The 21,439-nt window shown below is 68.8% G+C and carries 18 protein-coding genes; 13 read left to right on the top strand and 5 right to left on the bottom strand.

The genetic code is table 11. The features are described from left to right. The first annotated feature begins 351 nt into the window (after positions 1 to 351). From D6682_02810 to D6682_02870, 13 genes are all read left to right on the top strand, one after another. Positions 352 to 1,827 (top strand): adenylate/guanylate cyclase domain-containing protein, encoded by a 1,476-nt coding sequence (locus D6682_02810; protein ID RMH52010.1) that lies wholly within the window; start codon positions 352 to 354, stop codon positions 1,825 to 1,827. Between the two features lie 294 nt (positions 1,828 to 2,121). Further along, positions 2,122 to 2,958 (top strand): chemotaxis protein MotA, encoded by an 837-nt coding sequence (locus tag D6682_02815; GenBank protein RMH52011.1) that lies wholly within the window; start codon positions 2,122 to 2,124, stop codon positions 2,956 to 2,958. A 4-nt stretch (positions 2,959 to 2,962) separates the two neighbouring features. Beyond that, positions 2,963 to 3,772: a flagellar motor protein gene (locus tag D6682_02820; protein RMH52012.1), complete on the top strand. Its 810-nt coding sequence runs from the start codon at positions 2,963 to 2,965 to the stop codon at positions 3,770 to 3,772. An 87-nt stretch (positions 3,773 to 3,859) separates the two neighbouring features. Beyond that, positions 3,860 to 5,062, top strand: coding sequence for a pyridoxal phosphate-dependent aminotransferase (locus D6682_02825; GenBank protein ID RMH52013.1), 1,203 nt, complete (start codon positions 3,860 to 3,862; stop codon positions 5,060 to 5,062). A 136-nt stretch (positions 5,063 to 5,198) separates the two neighbouring features. After that, complete coding sequence (locus tag D6682_02830; GenBank protein ID RMH52027.1) at positions 5,199 to 5,441, top strand: DNA-directed RNA polymerase subunit omega; 243 nt, start codon at positions 5,199 to 5,201, stop codon at positions 5,439 to 5,441. 52 nt (positions 5,442 to 5,493) lie between these two features. Then, positions 5,494 to 7,632, top strand: a complete 2,139-nt coding sequence (locus D6682_02835; GenBank protein ID RMH52014.1) for a bifunctional (p)ppGpp synthetase/guanosine-3',5'-bis(diphosphate) 3'-pyrophosphohydrolase — start codon at positions 5,494 to 5,496, stop codon at positions 7,630 to 7,632. Between the two features lie 131 nt (positions 7,633 to 7,763). Then, positions 7,764 to 9,092 carry a Tol-Pal system beta propeller repeat protein TolB gene (locus D6682_02840; GenBank protein ID RMH52015.1) on the top strand — a complete coding sequence of 443 codons (1,329 nt, stop codon included), beginning with the start codon at positions 7,764 to 7,766 and terminating at the stop codon, positions 9,090 to 9,092. 124 nt (positions 9,093 to 9,216) lie between these two features. Further along, a complete protein-coding gene (gene pal / locus D6682_02845; GenBank protein RMH52016.1) occupies positions 9,217 to 9,741 on the top strand; it encodes a peptidoglycan-associated lipoprotein Pal in 525 nt (174 codons plus the stop codon). A gap of 50 nt (positions 9,742 to 9,791) precedes the next feature. Further along, entirely contained in the window at positions 9,792 to 10,685 is an 894-nt protein-coding gene (gene bamD / locus D6682_02850) for an outer membrane protein assembly factor BamD (protein RMH52017.1), read from the top strand. A gap of 48 nt (positions 10,686 to 10,733) precedes the next feature. Further along, a complete protein-coding gene (locus tag D6682_02855; protein ID RMH52018.1) occupies positions 10,734 to 11,363 on the top strand; it encodes a 4Fe-4S cluster-binding domain-containing protein in 630 nt (209 codons plus the stop codon). Next, positions 11,356 to 12,051, top strand: a complete 696-nt coding sequence (gene queC, locus D6682_02860) for a 7-cyano-7-deazaguanine synthase QueC (GenBank protein ID RMH52019.1) — start codon at positions 11,356 to 11,358, stop codon at positions 12,049 to 12,051. The genes D6682_02855 and queC overlap by 8 nt, the downstream gene beginning before the upstream one ends. Positions 12,052 to 12,054: 3 nt before the next feature. Beyond that, complete coding sequence (locus tag D6682_02865) at positions 12,055 to 12,681, top strand: dihydrofolate reductase (GenBank protein ID RMH52020.1); 627 nt, start codon at positions 12,055 to 12,057, stop codon at positions 12,679 to 12,681. A 41-nt stretch (positions 12,682 to 12,722) separates the two neighbouring features. Further along, positions 12,723 to 13,160 (top strand): PAS domain-containing protein, encoded by a 438-nt coding sequence (locus D6682_02870; protein RMH52021.1) that lies wholly within the window; start codon positions 12,723 to 12,725, stop codon positions 13,158 to 13,160. Positions 13,161 to 13,190: 30 nt separating this feature from the next. Here D6682_02870 and D6682_02875 read toward each other — a convergent pair whose 3' ends face one another. The 5 genes from D6682_02875 to D6682_02895 form a co-directional block, all read right to left on the bottom strand. Then, a complete protein-coding gene (locus tag D6682_02875; GenBank protein ID RMH52022.1) occupies positions 13,191 to 14,072 on the bottom strand; it encodes a hypothetical protein in 882 nt (293 codons plus the stop codon). A 109-nt stretch (positions 14,073 to 14,181) separates the two neighbouring features. After that, complete coding sequence (locus D6682_02880; protein ID RMH52023.1) at positions 14,182 to 16,296, bottom strand: EAL domain-containing protein; 2,115 nt, start codon at positions 16,294 to 16,296, stop codon at positions 14,182 to 14,184. After that, positions 16,268 to 16,843 carry a guanylate kinase gene (locus D6682_02885; protein RMH52024.1) on the bottom strand — a complete coding sequence of 192 codons (576 nt, stop codon included), beginning with the start codon at positions 16,841 to 16,843 and terminating at the stop codon, positions 16,268 to 16,270. The genes D6682_02880 and D6682_02885 overlap by 29 nt, the downstream gene beginning before the upstream one ends. Continuing rightward, entirely contained in the window at positions 16,840 to 18,483 is a 1,644-nt protein-coding gene (locus D6682_02890; protein RMH52025.1) for a sodium-dependent transporter, read from the bottom strand. Before D6682_02890 ends, D6682_02885 begins: the two co-directional genes overlap by 4 nt. Before the next feature lie 61 nt (positions 18,484 to 18,544). After that, positions 18,545 to 21,433 carry a PAS domain S-box protein gene (locus D6682_02895; GenBank protein RMH52026.1) on the bottom strand — a complete coding sequence of 963 codons (2,889 nt, stop codon included), beginning with the start codon at positions 21,431 to 21,433 and terminating at the stop codon, positions 18,545 to 18,547. Positions 21,434 to 21,439 lie beyond the last annotated feature (6 nt).

Genomic DNA, 21,439 nt, shown 5'->3' on the forward strand with positions numbered 1-21,439 from the left:
CTTCTGCGTGAACCTCGATGCCGGCGCCGACGAATATGTCGCCGATATCTTCGGGCGCCAGTACACGGTCATCGACCGTGTCGAGCGCCTGCCCGAGAAGCTGCCGGAGCTGTTCCTGAAGCTGACAGCCGCATAGCGCAGCGCAACCTCCCCGCCGGAACGGTGGTCGAAGGGCGGCCGCCGGTTGTCCCAGGGAACGGCCGACGCACCTGCCGCCTCGCCTCCCGATCGCCGGGGCGGGCCGGCGCCGTGAAGGCGGCCTCTAGCGCCGCCGTCGCCTACCATGGAGGGGCCCTGCCGGAACCATCCCTCACCTGACGGACGGCCAACGGGGCGCTACCATCCCGACCCGTGCAGATCAGCTGGGACGAGAACGACCGCAAGCAGAGCGCGCATTGGCGCGCCCGCATCCCGTTGCGCTGGCGCTGGGGCCTCTTCGTCACCTGCGCGGTGCTGCTCACCGTGGTCGCCCTGACCGGCTTCGCCGTCGAGATGGAACAGCGGGCGTGGACGGAGCACGAGCGCAACCAGGCCATCGGGATGGTGCGCATGATCCGTGATACCATCAAGCTGCCGATGACCAGCCACGACAGCCGTGCCACCAACCGCATCCTCTCGCACATCGTGGAGCAGAATCCGGAGATCGAGCAGATCTTCCTGCGCTGGAAGCAGGGCGAGACGGAGCGTTACGGCAAGGGCATCTTCCCGCCGAAGGTAACCAGGCTTCGACTGACCCGGCCGAAGATCTTCCGGGTCGAGACGGCCGGCCTCTGGTTCGCCACCGCCGTGCGCTACGCCGACATCCCGCTCGGCACGCTGGCCGTCCGCTTCTCCGGGATGGCGTGGCGCCAGCGGCTCCATGCGCTGCGCAACCGGATGCTGCTGATCGCCGCCGCCATCCTGCTGTTCTCCTGGATCGGCACGCGGCTGCTCGCCCGCCGTACGGGTCGATCACTGGAGGCGCTGATCCGGGCGGCCGACCGCGTGGCGAGGGGGGATCCGGGCCCGCCGCTGCCGGTGGAACAGAACGACGAGATCGGCGATCTCACCGCCCGCTTCAACCGCATGATCCACGAACTGGAGCAGAAGGAGCGGATCCGCGACAGCTTCGGCAAGTACCGCCGCCCCGAGCTGGTGGCCAGCCACTTCGACGAGGAGGGACGCGGTCCGGCAAGCCAGCGGCGCGAGGTGACCATCCTCGTCGCCGACATGGTCGGGTTCGCCCCCTTCGCCCGCATCGCACGACCGGACCAGGTGGTGGAGGTGGTCAACCACTTCTTCTCGCTCTTCCACGAGGTGATCACCGCCTTCGACGGCCATGTCGACCGGTATATCGGCGATGCGGTGCTGGCCGTCTTCAACCACCCGTTCGAGCAGAAGGAGCACCTCGAACTGGCGGTGCTCGCCGGCATCGCCATGGCGGAATGCTGCCAACGCCGGAACCTTCGCCGGCCCGACGGGCGGCCGGTCGCCTTCCGTGTCGGCCTCCACCGCGGCGAGGTGATCGTCGGCAACATCGGCGCCGGCCGGCAGTTGGAGTTCACCCTGATCGGCGATACCATCGCCATCGCCACCCGTCTGGCCTCCGTCGGCAAGGAGAATCAGCTGGTCGCCCTGCGCAAGAGCTTCCTCGGTGTGCGCCACCCCTTCGAGCTCAATCCGCTGGGACGGCTGCGCCTCAAGGGGCAGGAGGAGCCGCTGGAGTGCGTGCGGGTGGTGGCCCGGGGGGGCGAACTTCGCCGGCGGATCGAGGAGGCGGTCGAGGCGGCGCTCGACCGCGTGCCGATGCCGTCGCATCTGATGAACCTGTACGAACCGAAGGAGTAGAAGCCCATGGCCACCCTACAGAACACCGGCGCCGCGGCATGGGCCTGCCGTACCGGTACGGGAGCTTGCCCATGCAGGCGACGCCCCTGGTGGGGGCTCCCCTTCGGCCGCCGTCCGAACCGACCCGGTTCATGGAGGATGGTTTCGTGCGAAGCCGTCATCCGCGGCCACGGACGGCCGCTCAAATCAAGAGCTTGCGCAAGCAAGTGATTGATTAGCAAGGGGATTGAAGATCACGACCTTCGATTCCCGTGAAGCCAAAAAGTCCACGGACGGACTTTTTGCGATTCCGTCATGAACATCTCCACCGTCATCGGCATCATCGTCGGCATCGCACTGATCGTGCTGTCGATCATCCTCTCCTCGGTCCAGCCTGGGGTTTACGTCAACGGCCCGGGGCTGCTGGTGGTGGTCGGCGGCACGCTGGCGGCGACCTTGATCAGCTTTCCGATGGCCGAGCTGCAGCAGGTCTTCCGCATGGTGGGCTACGTCTTCCGCCACGAGGAGTACTCGATCCGCCAGGACGTCACCGAGCTGGCCAACGCCGCCCGGCTGCGCATGCGCGGCGACTTCGCCCGCATCGAGGATCAGCTCGACCGGATCGAGAACCCCTTCCTGCGCACCGCCATCCAGCTGGTCGCCGACGACACACCGCAGGAGGAGATCATGAGCATCCTCAACTGGCGGGTGCGGCGGCTGCAGGAGCGCGAACAGGCCCAGGCCCACATCTTCCACACCATGGCCGCCTACGCGCCGGCCTTCGGCATGTTCGGCACGCTGGTGGGGATGGTCAACATGCTCTACGACGTCAACGGCCCCGATCTGATGAGCACCGGCCACAACATGGCGGTGGCGCTGATGACCACCCTCTACGGGCTGATCCTCTCCAACCTGATCTTCAAGCCGATCGCCATCAAGCTGGAGCGCCGCACCGAGGCGCGGGTGATGGTGATGCACATGATCATGGAGGGAACCATCCTGCTGGCCGAGAACCGCAGCCCGGCCTTCATCCGCGAGACGCTGAAATCGTTCGTCACCCAGCATGAGGACGAGCTGCGCGGCGTGCGCAGCGAGGAGGATGTGCTCAGCCGCATGCCGGCCAACCTGAGCAAGGACGGCGGCGAGTCGTAGCCCCATGAGCCTCTCCCGGGAGCAGCAACGGGCACTGAAGCGGCTGCAGCACCACGCCATGCGCGCCCGTATGGAGCAGCAGGGCGGAGGGAGTGGCGGCGCCGATCGGCAGGCGACCAGACAACTGGAGCAGGACAGTTGGATGGTCGCCTACCTCGATTTGATGAGCCTGCTGCTCGCCTTCTTCGTCATCATGGGGGCGCTCAGCCACGCCAAGGCCGGCGTCAACCTGCAGGGGCGGCAGCGCGAGATCGAGTCGCACAACAGCCCGGGCAAACCGGTGGCGCTGGACGCCTCCATCAAGCGTCAGGGGCAGAAATCGGGCATGAGCGAATCGATGCAGAAGATCATCGGCTCCAACTCGCTCGGCGGGCTGGTCGACGTCCATGTCGATCCCGGTCAGGTCCGACTGCAGATGGAGGCGCAACTGCTCTTCCCGCCGGGCTCGGACCGGCTCAAGCCGGAAGGGATGGCGGCGCTGGAGAAGCTGAGCAAGGTGTTGCGGGAGAGCGAGGGCAAGATCGACGTAGAAGGCCACAGCGACAACATCCCGATCCACACCGGACGATTCCGCTCCAACTGGGCGCTGTCGGCCGCACGGGCCGTATCGGTGGTCGAGCGGCTGATCGAGCTGGGGATCCCCGCCGAACGGCTGCACGCCTCGGCTTACGGCGACACCCGCCCGCGCGCCAGCAACGCCACCCCGGAGGGGCGGGCCAAAAACCGCAGGGTGGAGTTCGTGCTTGAGATGGGCCAGGAGTTCATCCGCCAGCGGCAACGGCTGAAGGAGGCCGGAGCACTCCTCGTCCGCTGACCGAATCCGTACGCCCCCCAGGGCCCTCCTTCCCGCATCCCGTCGCGCAACCGCTCCATGGAGGGAGCGCTTGCCACCCAAGCCACCATGATTCCACTCGCCCGGCGCATCGCCGATGTCCGACCCTCGGCCACCCTGGCCATCACCGCCAAGGCGGCCGAACTGCGCGCCGCAGGGCGCGACATCATCGCCCTCTCGGTCGGTGAGCCCGACTTTCCGACACCGGAGCGCGCCCGCCGCGCCGCCATCGCGGCGATCGAAGAGGGCTTCACCCGCTACACCGCGGTGGCCGGCATCCCGGAGCTGCGGGCGGCGGTGGCCGACAAGTTCCGCCGAGACAACGGCCTCGACTACGCAACGGATGAGATCCTCGTCTCCGCCGGCGCCAAGCAGTGCCTCTACAACCTGATGCAGGCGTTGATCGACCCGGGGGACGGGGTGGTCATCCCCGCCCCCTACTGGGTCTCCTACCCCGACATGGTACGGCTTGCCGGCGGCCGGCCGGTGTTCGTCGCCACCCGCCCGGAAGAGGGCTTCAAGCTGACGCCACAGCGGCTGCGCGCCGCCCTCGACGAGGGCTGCCGGCTGCTGGTGCTCAACGCCCCCTCCAACCCCACCGGCATGGCCTACAGCCGCGACGAGCTGGCCGCCCTCGGCGCGGTGGTGCGCGACCATCCGGGGCTCGTGGTGGTCAGCGACGACATCTACGAGAAGCTGCTCTTCGACGGCCGGCGCTTCTTCACCTTCGCCCAGGTCAACCCCGACCTGAAGGAGCGTACCGTCACCTGCAACGGCGTCTCCAAGGCATGGTGCATGACCGGATGGCGCATCGGCTTCTGCGCCGGGCCGCGCCATCTGATCGCGGCGATGGCCAGGATTCAGGGACAGAGCACCTCCAACCCCAACGCCATCGCTCAAAAAGCGGCGCTGGCGGCACTGACCGGCCCGCAGGAGGAGCTGGCCGAGATGGTCGCCGCCTACGCCGAACGGCGGCGCTGGCTGGTCGATGCATGGAACGACATCGACGGCTGCGACTGCCCGCTGCCCGACGGCGCCTTCTACGTCTTCCCCTCGGTCGCCGGCTGGATCGGCCGACGGACCCCGCAGGGGGAGCGCATCGACGACGACGTGGCGCTCTGCCGCTGGCTGCTGGAGGAGGCCGGTGTGGCGCTGGTCCCGGGAAGCGCCTTCGGCGCCCCGGGCTTCCTGCGCTGCTCCTACGCCGTCGATGCACCCCTGCTGGAGGCGGCGGTGGCACGGCTGAGGCAGGCGATCGCCACGCTGCGCTGACGTCGCCCCGGCCGTTGCGCCCGGTGGGGTGCGCAACTACCATTGGCGGCTCGGGAGTCGAGCCCTCGACCTCCCGTCCGGCGGCGGCGCGGCTGGCACGGCGCCGTCCGACCATCGAACCAGGAGCGTGATCGCCATGGCCCGTGTCACCATCGAGGATTGCATCGCCCACATCCCCAACCGATTCGAGATGACGGTGTTGGCGTCACGCCGCGCGCGCCAGCTCCTCTCCGGCATGCCCTCCCTGCTGGGAGAGGGCTACGACGACAAGCCGACCGTCCTGGCGCTGCGTGAGCTGGGCGCGGGGCTGATCGACCGGGAGAAGCTCGACGTGCTCGATCAAGAGCGGCGGAGCGAAGAGACGCCGTTCCCCGTCTGACGCCCCCTCCATCGCCCCCGCCATCCGGCCGGCCGGGACGGACGCCATCGCCATGAGCCGGATCTTCGAGATCGCCGAGCGGGTACGCAGCTACAGCCCCAACGCCGACATCGACGCCATCCACCGCGCCTACGTCTTCGCCGCCCACGCCCACGCCGGCCAGCGGCGCATCTCCGGCGAGCCCTACATCACCCATCCGCTGGAGGTCGCCTCCATCCTGAGCAGGATGCGGCTGGACGACGCCACCATCATCACCGCCCTGCTGCACGACACCGTCGAGGATACCGACGTCACCCGCCAGGAGATCGCCGACCACTTCGGCGCAACGATCGCCGACCTGGTCGACGGCGTAACCAAGATCGGCCGCATCCGCTTCACCTCCAGCGAGGAGAAGCAGGTGGAGAACTTCCGCAAGATGATCCTGGCCACCGCAAAGGATCTGCGGGTACTGCTGGTCAAGCTGGCCGACCGCCTGCACAACATGCGCACACTGCAGTTCATGCCGCCGCACAAACAGCGGGCGATCTCCGAGGAGACCATCACCCTCTACGCCCCGCTCGCCCACCGGATGGGGATCCACTGGATCAAACAGAGCCTGGAGGATCTCGCCTTCTCCTACCTGGAGCCGGAGGCCTACCGCCGGCTGGACGCGCTGGTCGGCCGCCAGCGCGACTCGCTGCTGGCGACCAAACAGCGGCTGGAGCGGCTCCTGCAGGAGGCGCTGGCCGACCAGGGGATCGAGACCGAGGTCAAGGGGCGGCTGAAGCACCTCTACAGCCTGCATATGAAGATGCAGCACAAGCATGTGGACTTCAACGAGATCTACGACCTGGTCGCCTTCCGCATCATCGTGCGCGACCTGCAGCAGTGCTATCAGACACTGGGGGTGATCCACAGCCTCTACCGCCCGATCCCCGGTCGGATCAAGGATTACATCGCCCTGCCCAAGCCCAACGGCTACCAGTCGCTCCACACCTCGATCATCGGCCCGGAACAGCACCGTATCGAAGTGCAGATCCGCACCCGCGAGATGCACCGCTACGCCGAAAACGGCGTCGCCGCCCACTGGATCTACAAGGGGGGGAGCGAGCGGGAACACCGCCACTTCCAGTGGCTCAAGGAGCTGACCGAACTGCTCCAGAACAGCGACAACCCCGACGAGTTCCTGGAGAACGCCCGTCTCGACCTCTTCGTCCAGGAGGTCTACGTCTTCAGCCGCGACGGCGAGATCTTCTCCCTGCCGCGCGGGGCCACCGCGCTGGACTTCGCCTACGCCATCCACACCGAACTGGGCCACCACTGCTGCGGGATCAAGATCAACGGCGAGCGCTCCGACATCCGCCGCCAGTTGCGCAACGGCGATCAGGTGGAGGTGCTGACCGACCCCGACCAGATCCCGCAACGTTCGTGGCTGCAGATCGTCCGCACACCGCGCGCCGCGCAGGCCATCCGCCAGTGGTTCCGACGGCGGGAACAGGCCGAGGCGATCGCCCTGGGAGGCAAGATCATGAAGGCCTTCACCGGGGACGACACCCCCGACGACGCCCTGCTCGCGCAACTCGGCTGCGATAACGCCGACACCCTGAAGGCGCGGCTGGGACGCGGGGAGATCACCCTAGACCGATTCATCGCCGCCGCCCGGGTCGGCGGCGGAACGCCTCTGCGGCTGACCGGACGCAACCGCATCACCACCCATCCGGCCGACTGCTGCCTGCCGATCCCGGGCGACCGGGTGCTCGGCCTGCTGGAGGGGGGGCACCTCATGCTGCACGACGGCAACTGCGCCGCGTTGAGCGAGGAGCAACTGCAACACGCCTTCGAGATCCAGTGGGACGGGCAGGACGACCGCCTCCACACCACCGGCATCGAGGTGCACGACCGGGAACAGCGCGGCATGCTCGCCTCGCTGACCCACGCCATCTTCGAGGAGGATGCCAACATCAGCGACATCCGGATCGAGCAGCGTCCCGGCGGCGTCTCGCTGGTCCGGCTGCTGATCGACGTGCGCGACCGCACCCATCTGGCCAACGTCATCCGCGCCCTGCGGGCCATCAAGGGGGTGATCCGGGTCAACCGCTACCACCCCGGCGGGCCGCGTCGCCCCGAGGAGCGACGCGCCGACCGGGCGAAGGGCATCGGCCGACGGGTGCAGCACTGGTTGGCCCACCTCCCCCGGCTGGGCCGCAGCTAGCACGAGGAGGCCACCATCCGCGGCCATGGAGGCCTGCGACAAACCGAAGGTTTTGCAAGGCGATCGACGACCACGCCCGTCGATCGCCGTCGCGTAGACACTCCACGGAGGGAGGTGTTGCGCTGGAAATCATGCACCGCAGACGAAAAGCCGAACCCCGACAAGGTCTCCGCCCGCGGCGGCAGCCGCCTCCTGCACGCTGTGCCGCGGCGCTGATCGGATGGCTGCTGCTCGCCGCCCCCCTCAGCGGGGCGGCCGCCGATTTCGACATCTACCAGTCGGGCTTCACGCCGATCCAGATCGCCTGGCAGGCGGTCGCCGGCCCCCACGGCGGCGGCGCGGCCTCCGCCGCGCTGATCGACCGGGTCGTGCGCCGTGATCTGACCGGCAGCCAGTCGTTCCGCGCGCTGGAGCCGATCAGCTTCCTCGCCAGCGCCGAATCGGCCATGGAGCGGATCGACTACGCCGACTGGCGCATCATCGGCGCCGACATCGTCGCCCTCTGCCGCTACGGGCAGGGGCGCTGGCGGCTGCGCATCCACGACCCCTTCCGCAACAAGCAGCTCGCCGACCTGCAGCTCGCCGACGAGCCCGCCCGTCCGCGACGACTGGCCCACCGCATCGCCAACGCCGTCTACCGCACGGTGATCGGCATCCCCGGCCATTTCGACAGCCACCTGCTCTACGTGCGGCGGCACGGCGGCCGCGCCGACCTGATCTGGATGGACCAGGACGGGGCCAACAAGCAGACCATCGGCCGCAACTTCACCCTGCTGCTCTCCCCCGACTGGTCGCCGGACAACCGGCTGGTGGCGATCAACACCTACGTCGGCAACCGCCCCCGACTGGAGTTCTTCCGCCTGCGCGACGGCAAACGCTCAACCTTCGGCGCCTTCAAGGGGCTCAACAGCACGCCGGAGTTCTCACCCGACGGGGAGCGGATCGCCGCCACCCTGTCGAAGGGGGGCAGCCCCGACATCTACATCTACCACCGCAAACGCAAGGTGTGGCGCCGCCTCACCCGCTCGCCGGCGATCGACACCACCCCCACCTGGTCGCCCGACGGCCGCTGGATCGCCTTCGCCAGCAACCGTGCCGGCGGCAATCCCCAGATCTACCGTATGGAGCTGAAGAGCGGCAAGGTGGTGCGTGTGACCACCGTCGGCGACTACAACTCCTCGCCGGCCTGGTCTCCGCGCGGCGACCGCATCGCCCTGATCAGCTACAAGAACCACTCCTTCGCCCTGGCCACCGTCAAGCCGGACGGCAACGACATCCGCTATCTGGTCACCGGCAGGCGGATCGAGTCGCCCGCCTGGTCGAAGAACGGCCAGATGCTCACCTACTCCGCCGAGGACGACGGCATCCGCCGGGTCTACCGCATTCCGGCGTGGGGCGGACGGTCGATCCCCATCACCCCGGCCAACGAAGACGCCTCCGACGCCGTCTGGTCGCGCTGAACTCCCCGCCGGCCAAGTGGTGCTGGACAGCCCGACCGTCAGCGGCACAATACGCGGCGGATCGTCGGCGGTGAGCTTCCGCCTTCGATGCGCACCAGATGTTCCCACGGGAGGAGATTGTTCCATGAGTCGTTCCAGATCGCTGTCCTGCATCGTCATCGTCGCTGCGGCGCTCACCTTCGCCGGCTGCGCCAAGAAGGAGGTGGTGGGCGCCGACCACGAAGGCGCCGCCCGGCACCAGCAGAGTGCCGCCGCCCAGGAGCCCTCGACCAGCGGCGTCCAGGAGATGAACGGATCCGGCGCGAGCGAGGTCGCCCGTCCCACCACCAACTCGATCTACTTCGCCTTCGACAGCGCGGCCATCGACGCCGCCGGGCTGGCCGTCCTCGACCGCCACGCCGCCTGGCTGCGGGCCCATCCCGGGGTGTCGGTCACCATCGAGGGCAACTGCGACGAGCGCGGCAGCCGCGAGTACAACCTGGCGCTGGGCCAGCAGCGTGCCGATGCGGTCCGTGCCCATCTGATCGCCCAGGGGGTGGACGGCAGCCGCATCGACACCGTCTCCTTCGGTGAGGAGCGGCCGGTCTGCACCGGCAGCGGCGAGGCCTGCTGGGCGCAGAACCGCCGCGCCGACATCGTCGTGCACTGAGCGGGGGCGGCACGCCACAACAGCGCGACTCCCGACCGGAGCGGCCGACGATGCCCCCTTCCCCGGCTCCTGCCGGCGCCGGCATTCGGCGGCTCCGGCGGGCCACCGCCCTGCTGTTGCTCCTCCTCTTCTCCGGCTGCTCCCTCTTCGCAGAGAAGAAGGTCGATCCATGGATCCGCGACAAGGACATGGTGCTGGCCGCGATCAAGAAGGGGGGGCAGGAGCGCGACGCGCTGGGGCGGATGATCCAGGAGCTGACCCGCCAGATCGTCCGACTCCAGCAGAGCGACAAGAAGCAGGCGGCCCAGCTCACCGCCATGGAGGCCGAGCTGCAGGCGCTGCGCGAGAAGCAGGGCAAGCTGCTGGCCGAGCGTAAGAAGCGGCGGGCGAAGCAGCAGGCCAAGGGGGCCGCCGGACATGCGGCGCCGCGCCGCGGGCTCAAGCGGCGGATCGCCGCCCTCGAACGTGACCTCGACCGCACCCTGAAACAGGCGGCGGTGGCCGGGCCGGACCAGGCCCCCCCCCCGACGCCCAAACCCACCGCCCCGCCGGCCAAGCCGTTCGATCCGGCGGCGGAGAAGAACAGCTACAGCGCCGCCTACCTCTCGCTCAAGAGCGGCCGCTTCGAGGAGGCGAGCAAGCAGTTCCTCGCCCACCTCAAACGGTTCCCCCACGGCAACCTGACCGATCAGGCACTCTACTGGCTGGGTGAGAGCTTCCTGGCGCAGCAGCGCCAGAAGGAGGCGCTCAAGGCGATGAAACAGTTGGTGCGCGACTACCCGCGCAGCGGCAAGTACGGCGCCGCCCTGCTGCGCATCGCCTCCATCTACCGCCGGCAGGGGCGGGTGGGCGACGCCAAGGCCGCCTACCTGCAGCTGATCCAGACCCAACCCAACAGCCCCGCCGCCGAACGCGCCCGCAAACAGCTGGCCGAGCTGAAGTAGGCGCGGGAGCAGACGCACGCCGCCATCGCCCGACTCCGGCTGTTCGAGATCGTCGCCACCATCCAGGGGGAGAGCACGCTCGCCGGCACCCCCTGCGCGCTGGTGCGGCTGGCCGGCTGTCCGCTGCGCTGCGGCTACTGCGACACGCCGGAGGCCTTGTCCGCCCGCAGCGGCCGGCCGGCGACGATCGACGCCATCCGTCGCCGGGTGGCCGATCTGGACCTGCCGCTCACCCTGGTCACCGGCGGGGAGCCGCTGGCCCAACAGGCGACCCCCACGCTGCTCGCGGCGCTACTGCCCGTAAGCCCCGTGCTGCAACTGGAGACCAGCGGCGCCTTCGACATCGGCCGGGTGCCCGAAGGGGTGCGTCGCATCCTCGATATCAAAACGCCGGGCAGCGGCGAGGCGGAACGCAACCGGGTGGAGAATCTCGCGTTGCTGCGCGCCGGCGACGAGGTGAAGTTCGTGATCACCGACCAGGCCGACTTCGACTGGAGCATCGACTTCATCCGCCGCCACCGACTGGAGGAGCGCGGCCTGCCGCTGCTCCTCTCCCCGGTCCACGGCGCCGTCGAACTGCCGCGGCTGTGCGACTGGATCCTCGCCAGCCGCCTGCCGCTGCGGCTGCAGCCGCAGCTGCACAAGTGGATCTGGGGGGCGGAGGCGCGCGGTGTCTGAGCCCGATCCCCGACAGAGCGCCGTCTGCCTCCTCTCCGGCGGGCTCGACTCGGCCACCGCCCTCGCCTGGGCCGTCCGGCGCAAGGGGTGGCGCTGCCACACCATCGCCTTCGACTACGGCCAGCGCCACCGCGTCGAGCTCACCCAGGCGGCCCGTGTCGCCGAGGCGCTGGGCGCGGCCTCCCACCGCGTGGTCGCCGTCGATCTGCGCGCCATCGGCGGCTCGGCGCTCACCGCCGACATCCCCGTCCCCAAGGAGGCGCGCGAAGAGAGGGGGATCCCGATCACCTATGTGCCGGCGCGCAACCTGATCTTTCTCTCCATCGCCGCCGGACTGGCCGAGACGGTGGAGGCGGAGTGGCTGATCATCGGTGCCAACGTGATCGACTACTCCGGCTACCCCGACTGCCGGCCGGAGTTCCTCGACGCCTTCGCCGCCGCCGTCAACTTGGCCACCCGCGCGGGCACCACCGGCCGGAGGCTGCGGATCGCCGCCCCACTGATCCGCTGCAGCAAGGGGGAGATCATCCGCATGGGGCTGGAGCTGGGGGTGGACTACGGCCTGACCCGCTCCTGCTACGACCCCGATCCAGAAGGGCGCCCCTGCGGCCGTTGCGACTCCTGCCGCTACCGTGCCCGAGGATTCGCCGAGGCGGGGGTGGCCGATCCGCTGCTGGAGCGGCGATGACGTTTGGCCGGAAAGCTCGAGCAAGAGGTCCATGGACGGACGTGCTGCGCTCTGATCGGCGATGAGAAGAGCGCCTGCGACACCACCCGTCGGGAGGGGGGGGTGGTGACCCTGATCTGGGCCATGGACCGCAACCGCCTGATCGGCGACCGCCACCGGCTTCCCTGGCCCCACATCCCCGCCGACATGCGCTGGTTCCGCCGGCGGACGATGGGCAAACCGGTGGTCATGGGCCGGGTCACCTTCGACTCGATCGGCGGCCCGCTGCCGGGGCGGCGCAACATCGTCCTCAGCCGCGGCACGGGGCGGATCGAAGGCGTCGAGCAGGTCTCCTGCCTGGAGGCGCTGCGTGACCTCTTCGCCGCGGCGCCGGAGACCGAATGGATGGTGATCGGCGGCGCCACCCTCTACCGCCAGCTCCTGCCCGAGGCCGACCGCCTCTGCTGGACCGAGATCGACCACGTCTTCCACGGCGACACCTGGTTCCCCCCCTTCGATGCCGAGGCATGGCAGCGACGGCTGATCGCCACCGTCCCCCTCGGCGCCGACTCCCCCTTTCCGCTGCGCTTCTACGAAGCGACCCCCTCCGCCCGCATGCCACCCACCGGAAACCGGCCCAAATCGCGCTAAAACCAGCCGAAAAATGGTCGTTGACGGGGGTGTTTGCGGCTATGAAGAGAGGGGGTGGTAGTGCCGCAACGACCGGCGGCGCCGGGCGGGTCACAGGCGTCGAACAACCCTTCCCGACCGACACCCTGCTGGTGACCAAGACCGATCCACGGGGGGTCATCACCTATGCCAGCCGCTCCTTCTGTCTCCTCACCGGCTATTGCGAGGCCGAGCTGATCGGCCAGCCCCACAGCATCGTGCGCCATCCCGACATGCCCGCCTCCTTCTTCGCCGGGATGTGGCAGACGATCCAGTCCGGCCGGGAGTGGTCCGGCTGCATCAAAAACCGCTGCAAGAACGGCGATCACTGCTGGATGCACACCTGGATCACCTCGGAACAGGATGAGCAGGGGCGCATCATCGGCGTGCGCCGCACCACCACCAGCCAGGGGAAAGCGAGCTGCGACTGCGAAGAGGCGTTGCGGAAGGGAACGTTGTAATAAAGGGGCAGGGGCGCGTTCGGCCCGGTCTCAATAGCCCAGATCGCCCACCACCTTGTCGGGATCGTATTCGGGATTGAGCAACGCATCGATCGAAGCGGCAAGCCAGGCCGGCTTGCGCCCCTGTTTGGCCGAGGCGATCACCGCGCGCAACAACCGGTCGTTGCGGCACTGCTTGCGCACCTGATCGGTCAGGGTGATGCTCTCGTCGATCAACCGGACGAACTCCTGCTGCTTGAACAGGGTGTGGGTGAGGGTGTAGTCGTTGACCCACTGCGCAGCCGCGGCCTCACGGCAGGCCGGTGTGACGACGAAGTCGAGCCCGGCCGGGTCGGGCGGCGCAACTTCGCGGGTCTGCTCGGCCACCTCGGCGGCGTCGGGCAGAGCCACATCGTTCTGCGCGGCGGCGTAGCCATCCGTGCCGGCGCCGGCAGCCCCGTTCGCCGAAGCCCGATCCACGCCCGTGCCGTTCGCCGGCACGGGCGCACGCAACCCGAGCAACACCGGCCAGTCGACCAGCCCCTGCTGCTGCAGCCACCAGCCGACCAGCGCGCCGAAGCCTGCGAACAACACCACAAGCGGCATCAAGCGCAGCCGGGGGCCGAAGGGGGGCCGCCGCCCGCCGCCCGCCGCCGAAGGATCGGAGGGCGCGGCTGCGGCCGCAGGGCCCTCCCCCTCCCACCGCCGCTCCTGCCCTGCGCCGGGCCGGGACGCAGGCGGCTGCGGCGGCGGGCTCCCCCCGGCAGGTGCGGCGGGAAGGGTGCGGATCTCCAGTACGAACGGCTGGCCACACCCCTTGCACCGGATCCGCCTCCCCTCGGCGGCGCGCGCCTTCTCGGTGGCCGCATACTTCTTGTGGCAATGCGGACAGGCGAAGTAGCCGCGGCCTGTGCCTTCGTGCGGCCCCGTCATCCCCGGTCAGCCCGAACAACCCGGCCTCCACCGCTGCGCGGCACTACATCCACGGAAGAAGCTCTTGCGATGCGACCAGAACCAACGGCAGCAGCCCCCCGGGAGGCCGTCATCCCCCGTAGTGTTCCCGCAGGAACTCGCGGAACTCCTCCAGCGGCATCGGCCGGGCGAAGTAGTAGCCCTGGATCTCGTCGCATCCGTGCTCGGCCAGCCAGTCGGCCTGCGCCTTCTCCTCCACCCCCTCGGCGATCACCTTCAGCGAGAGGTTGTGCGCCAGCCCGATCATCGCCTGCACCACCACCCGCGACTCCTCCCCCCCAGGCAGGTCGCGCACGAAGGACTGGTCCACCTTGAGCTTGTCGACGTTGAAGCGCAACAGGTAGCTCATCGAGGAATAGCCGGTACCGAAATCGTCGACCGAGAGCTGGATCCCGCGATCGTAGATCCCCTGCAGGGTGGAGGCGGTCGCCTCGCTCTCCTGCATGATCACCCCCTCGGTCAGCTCCAGCTCCAGGTTGGCCGGATCGAGCCCGCTCTCGGCCAGCACCCCGTCGACCAGATCGAGCAGCGAGGTGTCGTGGAACTGGCGGCTGGAGAGGTTGACCGCCACGGTCAACGGCGGGAAGCCCTCTTCGCGCAGCGCCCTGGTCTGGAGGCAGGCGTGGCGCAGCACCCAGGCGCCGATCTCGATGATCAGCCCGCAATCCTCGGCCACCGGGATGAACTCCCCGGGCGAGACCCGGCCGAACTCCGGGCTGTCCCAACGCAGCAGCGACTCCATCCCCACCGGCTTGCCGCTGCGCGCGTCGATGAACGGCTGGTAGTAGATGGTGAACTCGTCGTTCTCCAGCGCGCGGCGCAACCCCTTCTCCAGCTCCATGTGGCGGATCGCCTGCGCCTGCATCCGCTCGGTGTAGAACTGATAACCGTTGCGCCCGCTCGCCTTGACCTGGTACATCGCCACGTCGGCGCGGCGCATCAGCTCGGCGACAGCGTCGCCGTCGTCGGGGAAGATGCAGATGCCGATGCTGACACTGACCCGCATCTCGTGCTGCCGGTAGCAGACCGGCTCCTCCACCGCCTTCTGCATCTTGGTGGCGATGCCGGCCACATCCTCCGGGGTGTTGATGTTGCTGATCAGCGCGACGAACTCGTCGCCGCCGATGCGCCCGACCATGTCGGTGCCGCGCACACACCCCTTCAGCCGCCGGGCGATCTCCTTGAGCAGCTCGTCGCCCACCTCGTGACCCAGGGTGTCGTTGACGTTCTTGAAATGGTCGAGGTCGAGGAACATCACCGCCAGCATCGGGTTGGGACCATCCTCGCGCCGGCGGCGGCCGGCGTGCTTGAGCATCTGCTCCAGCATCTCGACGAAGAGCTTGCGGTTGGGCAGGCCGGTGAGCGAATCGTAGTGGGCCAGGAAGTAGAGCTGCTGCCGGTCGGTGATGTGCGAGCCGACCTCGGTCAGCGAGACGATGAAGTTGACCACCTCCTCCTGCTCGTTGGTCACCGCCCGGATGGTGAGCCACTGCGGCATCACCGTCCCCGACCGCAGCCGGTGGTTGACCTCCCCCTCCCAGACACCGTCGCGCTCCACCAGCCGCCACATGTGGTCGTAGAAGTCGGGAGGGTGGGCGTTGGACTGCAACATCCGCAGCGTCTGGCCGACCACCTCGCTGCGGGGGTAGCCGGTCATCTTCTCGAACGCCTTGTTGACGGTGAGGATCCGCCGCTCGGTGTCGGTGATCAGCAGACCGTCGCGGGCGTACTCGAAGACGCCGGCCGAGAGGCGCAGCTCCCGCTCCAGCCGCTTGCGCGACAGGTAGAGCCGGGCGAAGGAGGCCACCTTGGCCTCGACCCACTCGGGGTTGAACGGTTTGCCGAAGAAGTCGACCGCGCCCGCCCGAAGCCCCTCGGCCACCAACGAGGAGGTCAGCCCCGCGCCGGTGAAGAGCAGCACCGGGATGTCGCTGCACCCCTCCATCCTGCGCAGACGCCGCAGCGTCTCGAAGCCGTCGATCCCCGGCAGGTTGAGATCGAGCAGCACGATCGCCACGTCGCTCTGCCGCTCGAGCAACGCCAGCGCATCCTCGCCGCTTTCGGCCATCAGATGCTCGTATTCAGGGCGGTCGAGCAGATCGCACAGCAGATCGCGGTTGCGCTCCTCGTCGTCGACGATCAGCAGCCGGACGGGATCACCCATCCCCGCCCCCCGCCGCACCATCCCCGCGGGAGAGGGCGAGCAGCCGCTCCAGCGAACGGGAGAAGTCGTCGTTGATCAACACGTGGTGCGCCTCGTCGGCGTGGGCCATCTCCTCCTCGGCGGCGGCCAGCCGCTGGGCCATCACCTCCTCGGAGTCGTGACCGCGCCGGATCAGCCGCCGGCGCAACTCCTCCATCGACGGCGGCAGGATGAAGATGCGGCAGACGCGCTCCATCCGCTGCGCCACCTGCTCCGCCCCCTGCCAGTCGATCTCCAGCAGCACGTCCCGACCTTGGGCGAGCAGCCGTTCGACATCCTCCCGTCGGGTGCCGTAGAGGTTGCCGTGCACCTCGGCCCACTCGAGGAAGGCACCGGCCTCCACCTGGCGGCGGAACTCCTCTTCGGAGAGGAAGTGGTAGTGCTCGCCGTCGACATCCCCCGGCCGGGGCTTGCGCGTGGTGCAGGAGATGGAGAGCGCCAGGTTGGGATCACGCTCCAGCCAGGCGGTGCAGAGGCTCGACTTGCCCGCCCCCGACGGCCCGGAGACGATGAACAGCCGACCGCTCACCCCGCCCCCTCCCGGGGTCGGTAGCGGTCGAGCACCAGCGCCACCAGCAGGGTGACCGCCAGCACGCCGCCGCCGAGCAGGATCACCGCCTCCCACGGATAGCCGCCGTAGGGCTTGCTGATGTCGGTCACCATGCCGCGGTCGAGCAGGGCGAGCGCGATCACCGGGATGACGAAGCGCACCGCCATGTCGAACCAGTCGCGGGCCAGCCAGACGGCGAGCATGGCGACCAGGATGCAGATGCGGGCGAGGAAGGCGCCGATCCCGCCCCCCTCGACCATGAAGAAGCCGACCCAGGCCAGCGCCAGCCCGAGGGTGAGCAACAGCCGCATCAGCACCTCGTAGTGGCGGGCGAAGCGGAAGCCGGAGACATCGAGGACATAGTGGTGGAAGCGCCGACCGCCGAAGAACCAGCCGACCACGATGCACTCCAGCGCCACCACCAGGGTCAGCGCATAGTTGGTGACGAAGTGGTCGACGATGTCGAGCCAGAACAGCCCGGTATCCATGGTGAAGAAACAGCTGAGCAGGAAGCCGATCGCACAGATCGGCGTCACCACCCGCCGGCGCGCCACCCCCAGCTTGTCGGTCAGCGCGGTGGTGAAGGCCTCGATCAGCGAGATGCTGGAGGAGAGCCCGGCCATGAAGAGCGCGCCGAAGAAGAGCATGCCGAAAAGCTGCGGCAGGAACGGCATGCTGGAGATCGCCTGCGGATAGGCGACGAAGGCCAGGCCGATGCTCTGGGTCACCACCTCCTCGAACGGCTTGCCCGACTGGTGGGCCATGAAGCCGAGCGTGGCGAAGACGGCGAAACCTGCGATGAAGGAGACCGCCGAGTTGGAGAGCGCGGTGACGATGGCATAGCGGGTCAGGTTGGCCCGGTCGGGCAGGTAGGAGGCATAGGCGGTCATGATGCCGAAGCCGACCGAGAGGGTGAAGAAGATCTGGGTGAAGGCGGCGACCCACACCTTGGGATCGGCCAGCTTGCCCCAGTCGGGGGTGAGGTACCAGTGGATGCCGGAGGTCCCTCCGGGAAGCATCAGCGACCAGCCGACCAGCACCAGCACGATGACGAACAGCGCCGGGATCATCACCTTGTTGGCCAACTCGATGCCGCCGCTGATGCCGCGGCCGACGATCCACCAGTTGAGCCCCCAGACGACGACCAGGCTGACGAAGATCGGCAGGTTGGGGGCGCTCATCGCCAGCGCCCGGTGGCTGTCACCGAGATGGAGGAACTGGTGGAAGAAGTAGTCGTTGGCATCCGCCCCCCAGGCGAGCAGCGGCGAGAAGGCGAAGTAGTCGCCGCACCAGGCGATGATCACGCAGTAGTAGGCCTCGATGCCGAACATGACGAAGACCACCGCCCACCAGCCGATCCAGGAGAAGCGCGGGTCGATGGTGGCGAAGGCGCGCGGCGTGGAGACGCGGGCGTGGTGGCCCAGCGCCATCTCGAGCAGCAACACCGGGATACCGACCAAAAGCAGCGCGATGACATAGGGCACCAGGAAGGCGCCGCCGCCGTTCTCGTAGGTGAGGTAGGAGAAGCGCCAGATGTTGCCCAGCCCGACGGCCGAGCCGATCGCCGCCAGGATGAAGCCGATGCCGCTGCCCCACTGTTCTCTCGTCGCCGTACTCATCGCCCCGCCGAATGGAAGTCGGATCGCCGGGTGCAGATGGTATCCGGCCGCGCCATCCGGCTCAATCGCCCCCCGCCTTCCGACCGTGGATCACCTGGTCGATCCGCTGCGAGAAGAGCGGAATCCAGACCGGTTTGCCCAGCAGCTCCACCCCCGTGCGCTCCTCCTCGCTCAGCTCCACCCGCCCCCGGTCGTAGCCGGTGAGCAGCACCACCGGCACCGTCGAGCCGGCCGCCCGGATGGCACGCAGCAGCTCGATGCCGCCCATCTCCGGCATCACCACGTCGCTGACCACGCAGGCGATCTCCTCCCGCCGGCGATGGAAGAGCTCCAGTGCGGCACGCCCGTCGGCGGCGGTCAGTACGCGATAACCCAGCTCCTCCAGCACCTCCCCCAGCGCACGCCGCACCTGATCGTCGTCGTCGACCAAAAGCAGCGTAACCCCCTCCGCCGCCCGCCGCACCTCCCCCGGCGGATCCTCCCCTTCCTCCTCCGCCGCCGCGGAAAGGAGGGGCAGGAAGATGCGGAAGCAGCTCCCCTCGCCGGGGGCGCTGACCACCTCGATCGCGCCGCCGTGGTTGGTGACCGTGCCGTAGGCGGTGGAGAGCCCCAGCCCGGTGCCCGCCCCCACCTCCTTGGTGGTGAAGAAGGGCTCGAAGATCTGCGCCCGGGTCTCCTCGTCCATGCCGCAGCCGGTGTCGCACACCTCGATGCGGGCGTAGTCGCTTCCCCGCTGCAGCTCGGGATGGCGGGCGAAGAAGGCGTCGTCCGGCCGGCAGCGGCGCAGGTCGACCGAGATCTCGCGCAGCCGGCAGCCGGCGACCGCGTCGCGCGCGTTGTTGATCAGGTTGACCACCACCTGCTGGATCTGGCCCGCGTCGCCGTGGACGGTGAGCGGCTCCGGACAACAGGCCACATGGAGCGTGACATCCTCGGAGATGCCCAGGGCGGCGGTGCGCGCCGCCGCATCCACCAGCGGATTGAGCACCACGTCGCGCATCTCGCGGAAGAAATCCTTGCGCGCGTAGGTGAGCAGATCCTTGATCATCGCCGCCGCATGGGCGACGATCTCCTCCACCTCCTCCAGGTAGCGCCGTACCTGCGCATCCGGCTGCATGCGGCTCTTGGCCAGGTAGAGCTTGCCCACGATGCCGCCCAGCATGTTGTTGAAGTTGTGCGCCACACCGCCGACCAGCGTGCCGATCGACTGCACCCGCTGGGCGTGGCGCAACTGCTGCTGCAGCCGCTGCTCCTCGGTGATGTCGCGCATCATGCCGACGAACATCGGCGCACCATCGATCTCCATCGCGCCGACCGACAGCTCCAGCGGAAAACGCTCGCCGTTGCGCCGCTGCCCCTCGATCCTCACCGGCATGGAGGTCCCGATCAGCGCCCCCCGCCGCCGCCCGGCCAGCCGGTCGCGCAGCGCACGGCGGTGGCGCTCGCGCAGCGGGCCGGGCATCAGCATCATCACGTTGCGTCCGACCACCTCCTTCGCTTCGTAGCCGAAGATCCGCTCCGCCGCCGGATTGAACAGACGGATCGCCCCCTCGGCGTCGATGGTGACGATCGCCACCGCCGCGTGGCGCACCACCGCCTCCATCTGGCCGGCCACCCGGGCGAGCTCGCCCAGGACGGCATCGAAGGCGCGCACCATATCGCCCATCTCGTCGGCACACTCGATCACTTCGAGCCCATGTTCCCGCCCGTCGCCTCGCCGCACCCGCTCCACCGCCGCATCGAGCGCGGCGATGGTCCGCATCACCGACCGATAGAAGGCGGCAAAGAACAACAGGGCGGCGATCAGCGCCACCAGCAGGAAGAGCTTGATGCGGTACTGCTGGCCGACGCGCTGCTCCACCCCGTCGACCAGCCGGCCGCGCAGCACCCCAAGCCCCTGCTGCTGCCAGTCGAAACCGGCGCGGATCACCGCCGTCATGCGCACAAAGTAGTCGCGCGCCGACAGCAGGGGATGGGGGCGGCGCAACACCTCCTGTTCGGTCAGCGCGATCAGCGGCTCCACCCGTTCGACGAAGCGGTCGGCGGGGTCGGTGGCCGGCGGTTCGTGCTCCTCCGCCTCCCCTTCGCCCGCGAACGACTCCCCTTCGATCGCCTCGTGCGCATCGCCGACGAGCAGCAGTTGCGACCGAACCCGGCCGAGCAAGCCGTCGATCCGCAGCCGCACCTGTGGGTCGACCCGCCCTGCGGCGGCCAGCAGCCCAGCTCCCTGGCCGCGCAACTGGCCCAGTGTTTCCAGCAGTTGCGGCAGATGTTCGGCCAACAGCAGGAGCCGACTCCGCAGACCGGGGTCGGACTCGTAGTCGAGCCGGCTCTCATGTATCACCTGGCGGTTGTGCTGGAGCAACAGCGCGATCAGCGAGGTGTGCCACCGCCACTGCCGCGGGTCGTCGGGCGCCTGCTTGATCCTTCGCCAGAGCAGCTCCACCTGCGGCCAGTACTCCGGTACGCTGATCGCCGGCGCCTGGCTCCGATCGAGCAGGTGGTTGGCGCGGAAGAGGGCATCGATCTCCACCTGCTTGTCGGCCAGCGCGCGCACGAAGAGGGTGGGGTCGTGCTGGTGGGCACGGGTCATGCCGCGATGTTCGGCCACCGCCCGCGCCAGCAGGCTGTTGCCGATGATGTGGTCCAGCCCGACGATCTTCAGCCGGGCATCCCGCACCGCGGCATCGAGTGCCGCGATCTGCTGCCCGGCGAGCCACAGCGTCGGCAGCAGCAGCACCAGCGAGATCAGGAGGAACTTCTGCGGGTAGCGCAGAGCGTGCATCAGCCGGATCAGCGAGTAGAGCAGATCGCCCTGCCCGCCCCCGTAACGGCGGCGGTAGCAGGCGAAGAGTGTTGCGGCGAGCAGCAGGAAGGCGAGCGCGGTCATCTCGGAGATGGAGAAGAGATGACGCTGCGATGGCGGCACCTCGCGGATCAGCAGGTGCATGGCAAA

It is taken from the genome of Zetaproteobacteria bacterium, from assembly GCA_003696765.1.
GTDB lineage: Bacteria > Pseudomonadota > Zetaproteobacteria > Mariprofundales > J009 > RFFX01.